Origin of the sequence: Neobacillus driksii (assembly GCF_013409995.1) — a bacterium.
GTDB classification, from domain to species: domain Bacteria; phylum Bacillota; class Bacilli; order Bacillales; family Cytobacillaceae; genus Neobacillus; species Neobacillus driksii.
In genome coordinates, this window is sequence record NZ_JACCBX010000020.1 from 66,260 (window position 1) to 80,284 (window position 14,025).

The following is a 14,025-nucleotide window of genomic DNA, read 5'->3' on the forward strand; positions in this document are numbered from 1 at the left end:
TCACCGCTCCCTATCTCTATTCGTCAAGTACTCTTGATCGAGAACTTACAAGTCCAGAAGGTCTCCATTGTAAAAATGCGATAATTAGCATAAATACCAGTACTTTCCCGATTGTAGCTGAAGTGAAAAATTCAAAGATGGTATTGAAAAATCCAATTCCAAATGCACCAACCACTGCTCCGACAAGAGCACCAACTCCTCCAACGACTACTACCATAAAAGCATCGATAATATAATAGGTCCCAATTGTTGGACCAATTGGACCTAATAAGGTTAAGGCACAGCCTGCAATGCCAGCAAAGCCTGATCCAATCGCAAAAGTCACTAAATCGACCCTCCTTGTTTGAACCCCTAAGCATTCTGCCATTTGCCTATTTTGCATAACAGCACGAACTCTTCTACCATTCGTCGTCCGATAAAAATAAAGAAAAATAGCAACAAGACATAAAATTGAAAGACTTAAAATAAAAATGCGTGAGTATGGTAAAACAAGCGTACCTATCGTAAGACCTCCATTTAAAAAGCTAGGACTCTGTACACCAACATTAGGCGCACCAAAAATCGATCTTGCTAATTGTTGAAGCATTAAACCCACACCATATGTTGCCAGTAAGCTATCTAAAGGACGTTTATATAAAAATCGAATCAACGATACCTCTAGTAAAATGCCAAATCCTGCAGCAATTAAAAAGGCGATAGGAATGGATAACAAAAAGTAAAGATCAAAAAATGGTTCAGGGACATACTTTAAAAAAAGGGATTGAATCACATATGTTACATATGCTCCAATCATAATTAACTCTCCATGAGCCATGTTAATAACCTTCATTAAGCCGAAGGTAACGGCAAGCCCTAGAGCAATTAATAATAAAATGGAACCAAGGCTTAATCCATTGAAAAGGGTTAATATTGTACCACTCATATCCTTGCTCCTTTCTACAAACCAATATCGTAAATATCAAACAATTATCTTTTAAAATAAACGAAAAAGGACAAAAAGAGATAGAGGCTAATCAAACCTCTACCTAATTTAATAATAAAGGCTGTTTAAAATGATTATTGACCTAAGCTTTCAGCTAACCCGCTTGCCCAATCAAATCCCTTTAGGAATGGATCTGGTTTAACTGGTTCACCTGAATTCCAAAGCTCTTTAATTTGTCCATCACCCTGTACTTCACCAATTCTTACTGTCTTATAAACATGCTGGTTTTCACCGTCAACCTTTACAAGACCACCTGGTGCCTGGAATTCTAATTCCTTAGCAGCTTCTTTTACAGCATCTACATCTGTTGTTCCAGCTTTTTCTACTGCAGCAGCCCATAAATAAACACCAAAATAACCTGCTTCAATTGGATCTGCTGTTACGCGATCTTCTCCATAAGCTGCTTTGTAGGCTGCGACAAACTCACTGTTTTCAGGAGTTTCAGTCGTTTGATAGTAGTTCCAGCTCGTTAAATGACCTGCAATAGCATCTGCACCAATACCTCGGACTTCTTCTTCAGCAACACTAACTGAAAGCACAGTAATATCTTCTGACGTAATACCTGCATCCTTTAATTGTTTAAAAAATGCAACATTACTATCACCATTTAACGTATTGAAAATCACATCTGGTTTTTCACTTTTTATTTTCGCAATGACTGTGTTATAGTCTGTATGCCCGAGTGGTGTATATTCCTCACCAACTAAATCTGCACCCGCATCTTCAAGTTGTGCTTTAATTGCTGCATTTGCTGTTCTTGGGAATACATAATCTGATCCTAATAAGTAAAACTTTGTACCCCGATTTTCTAGTAACCAATCAACAGCAGGAACAATCTGTTGGTTTGGCGCTGCACCAGTGTAAAAGATATTTGGAGAGCTTTCCATTCCTTCATATTGAACTGGATACCATAGTAACCCATTACTTTCTTCTACCACCGGAAGCATCGCTTTACGACTCGCCGACGTCCAGCCCCCAAATATGGTTGCAACCTTATCTTGCTGTAATAATTTCTTCGCTTTCTCTGCAAATGTTGGCCAATCTGATGCGCCATCCTCAATAACTGGCTTAATTTGCTTTCCTAAAACACCTCCGTTTTCATTAATTTCGTTTATTGCTAATAATTCTGCATCATGTACAGATGTTTCACTGATCGCCATGGTTCCGCTCAAAGAATGTAAGATTCCTACTTCAATCACATCTTCATCTGAATCAGAAGTACCTTCTGTTGATCCAGAGCTTCCCTCTTCTGGGGTGGATGCACCATTACTTCCTGAACACGCTACAATGATCGTTGTAAAAGCTACCATTAGTAAAAAAAGATAAAACTGTTTTACTTTCATTTTTTTAACCCCCATTTAAATATGTAAAATTTTCTGACAACTAAATAATAACAACACTACACATGATGTTCCACAATCACGTAAGGTTATGTGACATAGTTTTTGGATTTTTCAAAAATCAAAAAAACACTTGATGCCTAATGAGACAACAAGTGCTTTATCTTACAACCTATTAAAAAACCTATGTTAAGCATTCTGTTAATTTCTAATACTTCCTCCAAAGAATGGATTCTTTATTTAATAACAAACGCCTACTAAATGTCTGGGCTTCTGCTATGATTGCTTCAATGATTCCAGAATGATTTGCTAATAGTCGCAGAATACCTCCTTGATTAGGTAATGCTGATAATCCTAAATGAACATCAGGAAAGTTTTCAATAAGGTGAGAATAAAACTCATCTAAAAACTTCTTATTCACCTGCTCATGAATAAGAATAAATGTACCTATATGGGTATATCCTTCCATTTGCATGATTCCGTTCATTTGCTGATCAGGTTCTAAAAAAAGATGATCAAATAACACGAGCTGTCCTTCTCTATAAATCTTAAGTTTTGACCGAATCCATTCATATTTAAAAAAACCCCCATCTTTTGCCCAGCCAGGAGTAATGATATCACTATAAAAAAAACATGAATCACGTTCTATCTCAACCTCTGTTTCTTGTATAAATCGAGCGTCTTCATATGCAATCAAAGGATCTGGAATGTACTCTAGTACACTCCCAAATCCTAGTTTTATTTTTGTTTGGTGACGTACAGGTTCTGTAGGAGTTTTATAAACCTTCGTTGACGATTGGGTAGTAACTAGCAGATGTGCACTGTCATCTACCTGTATTTGAGTGAAATAAGAATCTCCATTAACATACCCTCCACCAACATGAATGAGATAGATAGAAGGTGAATCTCCCTCTAGGTAGATTGGCCGTGCTATTTTTAAGGCACCCTCATAATAGCACGATGAGATAATCGTTTTTTCATTCTTTTTCGAGGCGAAAAGATCTAACACTCCCGTGTAGCTCATGAACCTAATCCCATTAATAATGCATTCTTTTTAATCCAATCAACGACCTTATCTAAACCAGTTCCATCCTTCAAATTCGTGAAAATATATGCCTTTTCCCCTCTCGCTGCAATCGTATCACTTTCCATAATGTCTAGACTCGCCCCCACATATGGAGCTAAATCAATCTTATTTATAATAAATAAATCTGATTTAATCATCCCCTGCCCTCCTTTTCTAGGGATTTTTTCCCCTTGGGCAACATCTATGATATATATGGAAAAGTCGACCAACTCTGGACTAAAGGTTGCAGCTAAATTATCACCACCACTTTCCACAAATATCAATTCTAAATCCGGATGCAGTTCTGTTAGCTCATCAATAGCCGCAAAGTTCATAGATGCATCTTCACGAATAGCTGTATGAGGGCATCCTCCTGTTTCCACACCAATAACACGGTCCTCAGGTAATACTCCATTTTTAATTAAAAAATTCGCATCTTCTTTTGTATAAATATCATTTGTGACAACCGCCATACTCAGCTCTTCATTCAATGCTCGCGTTAATTTTTCGACTAGCATTGTTTTACCGGCCCCCACAGGACCACCAACTCCAATTCGTATCGGTTCCATCTTCATCTCTCCTTTATAACGCTTAATTAAGACATAAATAATCGTACAGGCAGCCTCTCATGACGCATTTGTGCAATTTCCAATCCCGGACTTACCGCACCTAAATCATCCTTTGTTAGCATCATAATTCTATTTTTGGCCTCGTGAATCTTTACCTGCATTTCGACCAATAGCTTTTGACCATCTGTTTGACCTAGTGGTACACCTCGAACTGCATTTTGAATAAGTGATGACACAGAGGCAAATAGGTATGCTGAAAGAATTTTCTCCTTATCAATCTGCAAGTGATGTGCAACAAACGCAAACACAAGTGCCGAATGACCGTAGCCTTGTTTATTTTTTATAAATTGGAGATACTCCCCTAAGGTAGTTGAAGGGTATAATTCCAGACACAACTTTGCCATTCGTTCTCCAATCCTGCGATTACCCTCTCTTGTTTCCATCGCAAGACTCGACACGTACAATAGACGATCAATTTCGAGAAGCTCATTTATACCTCTAGTAGATTCCAAGATTTCATATGATAGTCTACAAGCAAGTCCATCTGAGAAGACTAACTGTTTATCAACAAAGGCAGAAATGGCAGTTTTAAAGCTTTCCTTATCCACAATAACTTGTTCTTGGATATATGTTTCTAAACCAAATGAGTGCGAAAATGCCCCAGATGGAAAATTAGAATCACATAATTGTAGTAAAGGAATTAAATCATTATCCATGACTATGTCCTATATGACGAAACGCCTGACCTACTTTTCTCTTTTCTCGTTTATAAGGCACCTTTACCTGTTTAAGTAATTCCTCGACAAGGTAATCATATTGAACCAACATTTCATCACCTACAAATTGGGCTGGAAGATGGCGATTTCCTAACTGATGTGCGATATCACCCATTTGTCCAATCGAAGTTGGCATGATCACTAACACATCATCCTCTTTCACCGAAATAACAATCATATTTTTTTCATCCATATGAAGAATATCACCATCAACCAAATCTTTATTATCCTTTAGACGAATTCCAATTTCTCTCCCATGGTCTGTAATAACCCGCTGGATTCTTTTGACCAATAAATCACTTTCCAAATAAACACGTTCAACATGTGGAGTTCTTTTTTCAATCGTCGAGACATTACCAAGCACTTTTTCAATTATCATATCCTTCACCTCAAAATAAGAAATAACGCTGGGCCATTGGAACAACCTCAGCTGGTTCACATGTAATCAATTCCCCATCCACACGAACTTCGTATGTTTGCGGATCAACTTCAATATTTGGTGTTGCATCATTAAATACCATTGATTTTTTTGATATTTTCCGGATTCCTGAAACACACTTAATTTCTTTTTGGAGTCCTAACTCCTTATGAACGCCGTTTTCATATGCAGCCTTAGAAACGAACGTTATGGATGTTCGATATTTCAAGCTTCCATGACTTGCAAACATCGGGCGATATAAGACAGGCTGAGGAGTAGGAATACTCGCGTTTGGATCACCCATTATACTATGAGCAATCATCCCACCTTTTAGAATAAGATCTGGTTTCACCCCAAAAAATGCTGGGTCCCACAAAACTAAATCTGCAAATTTACCAACCTCCACAGATCCCACATATTCCGAGATACCATGTACAATTGCTGGGTTAATGGTGTATTTGGCAATATATCTTTTTACCCGAAAGTTATCTCCTACTGTGAGGTCCTCTTGCAGCTTACCTCGTTGCTTCTTCATCTTATCGGCTGTTTGCCATGTACGGGAAATCACCTCACCCACACGTCCCATTGCCTGCGAGTCTGATGAAATCATACTGAACACACCTAGGTCATGTAATATATCTTCAGCCGCAATTGTTTCCTTTCTAATTCTTGAATCCGCAAAAGCAACGTCCTCAGGAACACTCGGATCCAAGTGATGACAAACCATCAGCATATCTAGGTGTTCTTCAAGTGTGTTTACTGTAAATGGACGGGTTGGATTTGTAGATGAAGGAAGAATATTAGGATATCCAGCTGCTTTAATAATATCTGGAGCATGCCCACCTCCAGCACCCTCAGTATGGTATGTATGGATAACCCGGCCATCAATAGCAGCTATGGTATCTTCCACAAACCCTCCTTCATTTAAGGTGTCTGTGTGGATAGCAACTTGTATATCAAATTGATCCGCTACGTTTAAACTAGTATCAATCGTTGCAGCAGTTGTTCCCCAATCTTCATGAAGCTTTAAGCCAATAGCTCCTGCTTCTACCTGTTCAATAAGAGGTTTTTCATCTGAAGAATTTCCCTTTCCTAAGAATCCTAGATTCATAGGGTATTCTTCTGCAGCAAGAAGCATCCCATGAATATTCCATGGCCCAGGTGTACAAGTTGTTGCATTTGTTCCTGTTGCAGGACCTGTACCTCCACCTAACATTGTCGTAATTCCAGAGGAAAGGGCAGTCTCAATCTGCCCGGGAGCAATGAAATGAATATGAGCATCAATCCCACCCGCAGTTACTATTTTTCCCTCTGCAGCGATTACTTCAGTAGAAGCACCAATAACAATATCAACATTGTCCATCAATAATGGGTTTCCCGCTTTACCAATAGCAGCAATATAACCATCCTTCACACCAATATCAGCTTTATAAATGCCTGTATAATCGAGAATAATGGCATTGGTGAATACTAAATCGACACTCTCCGCTCTAGTTGCTAAGGGATGCTGCCCCATTCCATCCCGGATAACCTTGCCACCGCCAAACTTCACTTCGTCTCCATATGTTGTATAATCTTTTTCAATCTCAATAAATAGTTCGGTATCCGCCAAACGGACAGCATCCCCAACTGTTGGACCAAACATATCAGCATACTGCTTTCTGAACATTTTAAAGCTCATTATTCTACCTCCTTTCCTACCGGACCATTTGTTTTGTTATTTAAACCGTAGACCTTTTGTTCGCCTGAAAACGGAACAAGCTCTACTTCCTTTTGATCTCCAGGCTCAAAACGTACAGCAGTACCAGCAGGAATATTAAGGTGCATTCCAAGTGCTTGTTCACGGTCAAAGTGTAAACCTGAATTGACTTCAAAGAAATGAAAATGCGATCCTATTTGAATCGGGCGGTCTCCTCTATTGAGAACTTGAATTTTCTTCGATTGTTTATTTGCGTTGCATACAATCACTTCTTTTTTCAACACATACTCACCAGGAATCATTCACTACTCCTCCTCATATTAACGAATTGGATCATGCACCGTCACAAGCTTAGTCCCATCCGGAAAAGTTGCCTCCACCTGAATATCATGAATCATTTCAGGAACACCCTCCATTACATCTTCCCTTGATAATATCGTGGCACCATACTGCATTAACTGAGCTACCGTCTTTCCATCTCGCGCACCTTCAAGGACTTCATATGTAATAATAGCTATCGCCTCTGGATAATTAAGCTTCAATCCTCGCTTTTGCCTACGACGTGCTAAATCAGCCGCTACAACCACCATCAATTTCTCCATTTCCCGCGAAGTAAGCTTCATTTATTTCACCCTTTCATTCAGTAGACCCCAAATTGCACATCATCTAACATTTGATGTAACGAAACCTAACATACAAATAAATTAACATAGGTTGCCTTTTTTTACAATATTTTAAAAAGTAAAAAAATGGTGACGAGTAGGGCCGGTTTTCACACTAATGCGTACCTTCATGACACACAAGAAATAAAAAAAAGCCTCCCAAAAGTTCAGTGAACTTTTGGGAGGCTTCTTTTTTATTTGGGGGCAGATTACATCATGCCGCCCGGTGTGTAATATCTTTAACGTTATGTGTAAAAAGTGCTAAATATCAAGGTTTTAGGAAATCTGAGGTGTAATATCTTTAAAGGGAAATGTACCTTTTTTCATGGGATTTCGTTAGCAAAAAGGTTAGCACTTTGTGATTGCTCATTCTATATATAAAGGGTAACCTTCACTAATGGGCTTCCCTTTTAATTCACTCATTTATCAACATTAAAATTTAACAGAGCCTATATATTAAAGACAGGTTTATAGGTTAGCTCAATTTTGATCAAGTATGTTTCGTCATTAATATTTTCATCCTCTAAAACTATCGTCCAGTTTTTCGAGATGATTCCACGTAGAGCTTCAAGGTTATCTGCTGTGATCTTAACTTGGGCAAGAAATTCACCAGTATCAACAAAATCCACGCCTTCTTTCATTCCAAACTTGATGGACAAAAGAGATTTAAGGGCTCCTTTTGTCAAGAAAGTTATTTTATACCCTTCTTTAAGTACCTGGTGCAATTTCGCTTTATCCAGGTGGTAGTAGTCAACCAGCGTTTTCCATGTTGGAATTCCATCCCCAATACTGCTAAGTATTTCTTCATCCCCTTCATTCAGGAGTGCGACTATTGTTGTACTGGCATATCCTTTAGCTTTCATCATTTCAAGCATTAGAGCATAATTTAAAGCTAATTTAACCTTTTCCACAATCCATTACTTCCCTTCATTAATATAAATGGCAGGCCACATAATGTTCATCATCCACTTGTTTTAATTGTGGATCAGCTTCTGCGCAGATTGGTTTAGCAAATGGGCATCTTGATCTAAAACGGCAGCCTTTTTCCATTTCAATTGGGCTGGGAAGCTCACCGGTAATAATTTCTCGCTTACTGTTCTGTGCCTTTATTGGATCAGGAATGGGAATAGCCGATAATAATGCTTGCGTATATGGATGCAGCGGTTTATCATATAGCTCTTCACTTTTTGAAATCTCTACTATTTTCCCAAGATACATTACACCAATCCGATCAGATATATGTCGTACCATAGATAAATCATGAGCAACAAACAAATAAGTAAGATTTAGTTCACTCTGCAGGTCTTCCAACATATTTATTACCTGTGCCTGAATCGAAACATCCAGCGCGGATATCGCTTCATCACACAAAATAAAATCTGGATTAATTGAAAGTGCCCTCGCTATTCCGATTCTTTGCCGCTGCCCTCCGCTAAATTCATGTGGCAATTTATCCAAGTCTTCTTTCTTTAATCCAACCTTCTCAAGAATATCAATAATCTTTTCTTTTCTTTCATTTTTAGAAAGTCTTGTATGGATTTCTAGTGGTTCATCGATAATCTTTTCAACCGTCAAATGAGGATTAAGAGAAGAATATGGATCTTGAAAAATCATTTGCATTCTATTGCGAAACGGCTGCAATTCTTTATTATTTAATTTCGTAATATCCTTGCCATCAAAAAGAATCTCACCTGAAGTAGGATTATACAAGCGATTGAGCGTCCTCCCTAGTGTTGATTTACCACAGCCAGATTCACCAACAAGACCAAACGTCTCACCCTTATAAATGTGAAAAGTCACATCATCTACAGCTTTTACTACTTGGTTTCCCTTTTTAAACATTGATGTTTTAATTGGAAAGTATTTTTTTAGATTTTTTACTTCAACTAGCTTTTCACGTGTCTCATTCATCAATTTTTCACCTCTTCTTCCGCTAGAAAGCACATCGATCTTTGTGTGGCTGAAAAGGTATTATATTGAGGTACTTCCGTGAAACATCTATCAAATGCAAACTCACACCGGTCTGCAAACGGGCAGCCTTTACCCACATTTTTTAGTGAAGGAGCGGAGCCTTTTATTGGCTTCAATCTAGTCTTTTCTCCATCCACCCTTGGAATTGAGTTCAGCAAAGCTTTTGTATATGGATGTTTAGGAGAATAAAAGATTTCATTCGCCATTCCCTCTTCCATAACCATTCCTGCATACATCACTAAAATCCGGCTGCAAATTGTAGCAACGACCCCTAAGTCATGTGTTATTAACACAACTGACATATCCTTTTCTCTTTGCAGCTTTTTTAGTAATTCAAGAATTTGTGCTTGTATCGTTACATCAAGGGCAGTTGTTGGCTCATCAGCAATTAATAGCTTCGGATTACAAGCTAATGCCATCGCAATCAGTACCCTTTGTCTCATCCCGCCGCTAAATTCATGAGGGTACTGGTCAACTCTTGTTTCGGGAGAAGGAATTCCTACCATTCTCAGAAGTTCAATTGCCTCTTGTTTGGCTTCCTTCTTTTTTATCCCTCTCACTCTGACTAATAATTCAATTAGGTGATCACCAGCTTTTTTTAAGGGATTAAGAGCGGTCATTGGATCTTGGAAAATCATCGCAATATCCTTCCCTCGAATCAACCTTTTTTCTTTCTTGGATAAGCCTTCAATACGCCTGCCATCCAAAATAACTTCCCCAGTATCTACTTTTGCATTTGAAGGGACAATACCAAGAATCGATTTAACCAATACACTTTTTCCGCTACCTGATTCGCCGACTATTCCAAGAATCTCACCCTTTTTTACAGAAAAGTCAATTCCACGAACTGCTTCTGTTTTCGTTTTCCCATCATAAAAGGCTGTGCGGAGGTTTTTTACTTCTAGTAAACTACTTTCCTTATCTACATTGATTTTCATTTGTTGTCCCTCCTCTCTATTTGCCGCCGCTTGTCTTCGGCTCCACAACCGCTCTTAAGATATCCCCCAATTTATTAAAAGAATAAACGGTAAATACAATAAGAAGACCTGGTAAAATCGCCATGTATGGTGCATTTCCTAGATTGCTTTGTGCATTTTGCAGCATGCTTCCCCATGATGATAATGGCTGCTGTATTCCTAGTCCAAGAAAGCTTAATGCGGACTCCATCAAAATCGCGTTGGCAATACTTACCGTTGAAGCTACTATGAACGTCGGCATTACAGCTGGAATAATATGTTTCCAAATTACTTTTCTTATTGATTGTCCTGTAGATTTTGCGTATAAAACATATTCTCTTTCTTTTACAGAAAGTGTCTCAGCACGGACCATTCTTGCCGTACTCATCCACGTAAAAAGTCCGATAACGAGAATAATAGCTTTTAGTCCTGGCGTAAGATAAATACTTACTACTGTTACTAAAATCATCCATGGAATCGAAGAAATAATATCAACTGTCCTCATCAGAAAGTTGTCAATCCGCCCTCCAAAATATCCACTTACTGTACCAACCAATACACCAATACTAGTTGAAATAAGCATTGCTAAAATCCCTACTATCAGCGAGACTCGCCCACCATACAAGGCTCTAGTAAGATAATCACGTCCAAGCTCATCTGTCCCAAATAAATGCTGAGCATTTGGCTTTTGCAGGACATTTAACACATCTACCTTATTTGGATCATAGGGTGATAAAAAAGCGAAGATTGATACAAAAATTATCAGGAATAGGAATAGTAAAGCCAAGGCAGCCGATTTATTACGTTTCAGCTCTGTTTTTAGCTTTTCAATCCTTCTATTTTTCTCTCCGTTCAACTTTTACTCCCCCATTCCTTTTATTCTTGGATCAACAATGCAGTATAAAATGTCTGAGAGCAAATTGCCAATAATCACAAGACTGGATGAGAGCAGCATAATTGCCATGATGATTGGATAATCAAACCCTTGAATCGACTTCACAAAATAAGTACCAATACCTGGCCAGCCGAATACAGTCTCCGTTACAACTGCACCGGTCACTAACATTGGGAGGCTCATTCCAACAATCGTGATTACTGGAAGCAGCACATTTCGAAGAACATGATTAAATAATATCCCAATTGAAGGTGCCCCGTATGCCTGTTGGACCATGACATAATCCTCTGAAAGCTGACCAATTGTCGAGGAACGGACATAACGGACTAGTTCGGGCATAAATGAAAGTGTTAATACGGTAGTGGGCAGGACCAAATGGATGAAGAGATCGGAAAAAGAACCCTCGCTGCCAATAGTATGCATCCCCAGAATCGGAAATAAATTTAGCTGGTATCCAAAAATGAAAATTAGAACCATCGCCATCCAAAAGCTTGGTATAGCAATCCCAAAAGAACTAAGACCATCGATGATTTTATCTGCTAGTTTGCCCTTTCTAGCACCAGCAATAAGGCCAAGAATAACCGACAAAACTAATGCTATAAAGTAGGCTGGCAGAACTAGGATAATTGTGTTTGGAATTCTAACAGAGAGATCCTTAGAAATACTCTCATGTGTTACGATGGAATAACCCCATTCTCCGCTCAAAATCCCTTTTACCCAATAAAAATATTGCATATAAGCAGGCTGATCTAACCCATATCTCGCCTTGATTAATTCAACCGTTTTCTCAGACATATTCGGTGTAGTCATAGCGTCTACTGCATCGTATGGAGCCAATTGGATGAGTCCAAAACAAATGATTGAAATAATGACGAGCATAGGGATCGCCTGCATAATCCTTTTGAAAATATACTTAAACAAGAAAGTCCCACTCCTTATTGATCCACATAAAGGCATAAAATCTACTATACTATTCTAGTACTTCTTCAACTAAAAAATAAAGATAAACAGCTCGCTGTTTATCTTTATCTTTTATTACTTATTCGTATGAAAGCTTGGACATATCTTCAAACGTATAAACAGGTACTAATCCAGCTTCCTCAATGCCTTTGATTCGAGAATCAATCGCAAGGATTCGTTTGTTTGTTACAAGCGGATAAAAGGCAGCGTCTTCGATGATGATTTGTTGAATTTCTTCATAGATTGCTTCACGCTTGGCATCATCTTTTTCAACACGTCCCTGGTTAAACAATTCATCCACTTTTGGGTTACTGTAATGCATGTAGTTTGCTGTACTATCGGTAACAAAAAGTGAATTAAACGTATCTGGGTCAATACCCATGATGTATCCGCCAAGATACATATCAAAATCAGTGTGAACACTTTGCATTTTTTGGCTTAAGGCTGTTCCATCCATACCAACAAGCTCTACAGTAATACCTGCAGCTTGTAAGTTTTGTTGGATAACAGCTGCTTGCTTTTGTTGAATAGGATTATTAGCAGTAAAACCAAGCTTCAATTTCAAGTCAGAAGCGCCAGCACTAGCTAAAAGTTCTTTTGATTTTTTTGTATCTGTTTTAAACTTTTCTACATTGTCTGTATAGTAAGTTGCCTTCTCTGGTAAGATTGAATACGCATTTACGTAATAATCACTAGAAACATAGCTTGCCGTATTAATTTCATCACGATTCAAGCTATATGCAATAGCTTGGCGGACTTCTTTTGATTGAACTGCTTTTGAGCTTAAGTTGAACGCTAAATATCCTACTCTACCTTCATCATAAGGCTTTAAGCTAACATTCTTGCTATCTTTAAATTTAGTTGCGTCAGATGGCTGGATTGCAAAGGCATTAATTTCCCCTTTTTGAAGTGCCATTGTAGCAGTGTTTGCATCCATAATAATTCGGTAAACTACATTAGCAATTTTTGGAGCTCCAAGGAAGTAGTCTTGATTTGCTTCAAACGTAACACTTTCCCCTGCTTTATATTCCTTAAATTTGTATGGTCCTGTACCCACTGGAGTAGCATTTTTAGGACTGTTGGCGATATTGGTTTCACCTTCATAAACATGTTTTGGCATAATGAAGATGTTTCCTAAAGCTTCGAACGCACCCATACTTACTTCAGGTAAAGTGAATTTAACTGTATAGTCATCTACCTTTTCAACCTTTACTGGCTGATTGTTAAATATAAGCTGGCTTCTTGCCCATCCGCCATTTTCTTCTTTTAACATTTGCTCATATGTGTATACAACATCATCGGCTGTAAACGCTTCGCCATCATGCCACTTAACGTCTTTTCTCAATTTTGCAGTGTAAGTTAAGAAATCTTCTGACGCTGTCATGCTTTCAGCTAAAAAGTATTCAACATTGTCTTTTCCGTTATACATATACAATGGTGAGTAAATCGTTTTGATTTCCATTAATCCGTAACGATCACCGGTCGAAATAACATTTACAGCATTTCCTGGATCACCATCAATACCATAGATAAAAGTATCTGGTGTTTTTGCTCCATCAGCCTTATCTTTTGAACTTGCATTTTCTGTTGACTTTGAAGAGCAGCCAGCTAGTAATAAAAAGAAGCTTACTAAGATGACTATGAGGATATTTACATTTTTACGACCCACTTGTTTTTCCCCCTATGTTGCTATTTTTGATATAGGAATAGTAGAATAATAGGTAAATACAG

General features: G+C 38.2%; 15 protein-coding genes. All 15 read right to left on the minus strand.

The window, feature by feature from the left end; translation table 11 throughout:
• Positions 1-16: 16 nt before the first annotated feature.
• Positions 17-922: an urea ABC transporter permease subunit UrtB gene (urtB, locus tag F4694_RS29590; RefSeq protein WP_179603502.1), complete on the minus strand. Its 906-nt coding sequence runs from the start codon at positions 920-922 to the stop codon at positions 17-19.
• A 134-nt stretch (positions 923-1,056) separates the two neighbouring features.
• Complete coding sequence (gene urtA / locus F4694_RS29595) at positions 1,057-2,325, minus strand: urea ABC transporter substrate-binding protein (RefSeq protein ID WP_179603503.1); 1,269 nt, start codon at positions 2,323-2,325, stop codon at positions 1,057-1,059.
• Between the two features lie 205 nt (positions 2,326-2,530).
• Complete coding sequence (locus tag F4694_RS29600; RefSeq protein ID WP_179603504.1) at positions 2,531-3,346, minus strand: urease accessory protein UreD; 816 nt, start codon at positions 3,344-3,346, stop codon at positions 2,531-2,533.
• The gene (gene ureG / locus F4694_RS29605) at positions 3,343-3,957 is read right to left on the minus strand and encodes an urease accessory protein UreG (protein WP_179603505.1); all 615 of its coding nucleotides are present in this window, start codon (positions 3,955-3,957) and stop codon (positions 3,343-3,345) included. Before ureG ends, F4694_RS29600 begins: the two co-directional genes overlap by 4 nt.
• 26 nt (positions 3,958-3,983) lie before the next feature.
• Positions 3,984-4,673, minus strand: coding sequence for an urease accessory protein UreF (locus tag F4694_RS29610; RefSeq protein WP_179603506.1), 690 nt, complete (start codon positions 4,671-4,673; stop codon positions 3,984-3,986).
• Positions 4,666-5,112: an urease accessory protein UreE gene (gene ureE, locus F4694_RS29615; protein ID WP_179603507.1), complete on the minus strand. Its 447-nt coding sequence runs from the start codon at positions 5,110-5,112 to the stop codon at positions 4,666-4,668. The genes F4694_RS29610 and ureE overlap by 8 nt, the downstream gene beginning before the upstream one ends.
• 10 nt (positions 5,113-5,122) lie before the next feature.
• Complete coding sequence (gene ureC / locus F4694_RS29620) at positions 5,123-6,832, minus strand: urease subunit alpha (RefSeq protein ID WP_179603508.1); 1,710 nt, start codon at positions 6,830-6,832, stop codon at positions 5,123-5,125.
• Positions 6,832-7,152 carry an urease subunit beta gene (locus F4694_RS29625; RefSeq protein ID WP_179603509.1) on the minus strand — a complete coding sequence of 107 codons (321 nt, stop codon included), beginning with the start codon at positions 7,150-7,152 and terminating at the stop codon, positions 6,832-6,834. The genes ureC and F4694_RS29625 overlap by 1 nt, the downstream gene beginning before the upstream one ends.
• An 18-nt stretch (positions 7,153-7,170) precedes the next feature.
• Positions 7,171-7,473 (minus strand): urease subunit gamma, encoded by a 303-nt coding sequence (locus tag F4694_RS29630; RefSeq protein ID WP_179603510.1) that lies wholly within the window; start codon positions 7,471-7,473, stop codon positions 7,171-7,173.
• Between the two features lie 488 nt (positions 7,474-7,961).
• On the minus strand, positions 7,962-8,423 hold the full coding sequence (locus F4694_RS29635) for a hypothetical protein (protein ID WP_179603511.1): 462 nt from the start codon (positions 8,421-8,423) through the stop codon (positions 7,962-7,964).
• A 19-nt stretch (positions 8,424-8,442) separates the two neighbouring features.
• Positions 8,443-9,423 (minus strand): ABC transporter ATP-binding protein, encoded by a 981-nt coding sequence (locus F4694_RS29640; RefSeq protein ID WP_179603512.1) that lies wholly within the window; start codon positions 9,421-9,423, stop codon positions 8,443-8,445.
• Positions 9,423-10,421: an ABC transporter ATP-binding protein gene (locus F4694_RS29645; RefSeq protein WP_179603513.1), complete on the minus strand. Its 999-nt coding sequence runs from the start codon at positions 10,419-10,421 to the stop codon at positions 9,423-9,425. Before F4694_RS29645 ends, F4694_RS29640 begins: the two co-directional genes overlap by 1 nt.
• Positions 10,422-10,437: 16 nt before the next feature.
• A complete protein-coding gene (locus F4694_RS29650) occupies positions 10,438-11,295 on the minus strand; it encodes an ABC transporter permease (RefSeq protein ID WP_179603514.1) in 858 nt (285 codons plus the stop codon).
• Between the two features lie 3 nt (positions 11,296-11,298).
• Positions 11,299-12,255: an ABC transporter permease gene (locus F4694_RS29655; RefSeq protein ID WP_179603515.1), complete on the minus strand. Its 957-nt coding sequence runs from the start codon at positions 12,253-12,255 to the stop codon at positions 11,299-11,301.
• A 118-nt stretch (positions 12,256-12,373) separates the two neighbouring features.
• Positions 12,374-13,963 (minus strand): ABC transporter substrate-binding protein, encoded by a 1,590-nt coding sequence (locus tag F4694_RS29660; RefSeq protein ID WP_179603516.1) that lies wholly within the window; start codon positions 13,961-13,963, stop codon positions 12,374-12,376.
• Between the last annotated feature and the right edge of the window lie 62 nt (positions 13,964-14,025).

Coding starts and splice junctions, on each gene's coding strand:
- urtB (WP_179603502.1), bottom strand. CDS start 922: ATGAGTGGTACAATATTAACCCTTTTCAATGGATTAAGCCTTGGTTCC.
- urtA (WP_179603503.1), bottom strand. CDS start 2,325: ATGAAAGTAAAACAGTTTTATCTTTTTTTACTAATGGTAGCTTTTACA.
- F4694_RS29600 (WP_179603504.1), bottom strand. CDS start 3,346: ATGAGCTACACGGGAGTGTTAGATCTTTTCGCCTCGAAAAAGAATGAA.
- ureG (WP_179603505.1), bottom strand. CDS start 3,957: ATGGAACCGATACGAATTGGAGTTGGTGGTCCTGTGGGGGCCGGTAAA.
- F4694_RS29610 (WP_179603506.1), bottom strand. CDS start 4,673: ATGGATAATGATTTAATTCCTTTACTACAATTATGTGATTCTAATTTT.
- ureE (WP_179603507.1), bottom strand. CDS start 5,112: ATGATAATTGAAAAAGTGCTTGGTAATGTCTCGACGATTGAAAAAAGA.
- ureC (WP_179603508.1), bottom strand. CDS start 6,832: ATGAGCTTTAAAATGTTCAGAAAGCAGTATGCTGATATGTTTGGTCCA.
- F4694_RS29625 (WP_179603509.1), bottom strand. CDS start 7,152: ATGATTCCTGGTGAGTATGTGTTGAAAAAAGAAGTGATTGTATGCAAC.
- F4694_RS29630 (WP_179603510.1), bottom strand. CDS start 7,473: ATGAAGCTTACTTCGCGGGAAATGGAGAAATTGATGGTGGTTGTAGCG.
- F4694_RS29640 (WP_179603512.1), bottom strand. CDS start 9,423: ATGAATGAGACACGTGAAAAGCTAGTTGAAGTAAAAAATCTAAAAAAA.
- F4694_RS29645 (WP_179603513.1), bottom strand. CDS start 10,421: ATGAAAATCAATGTAGATAAGGAAAGTAGTTTACTAGAAGTAAAAAAC.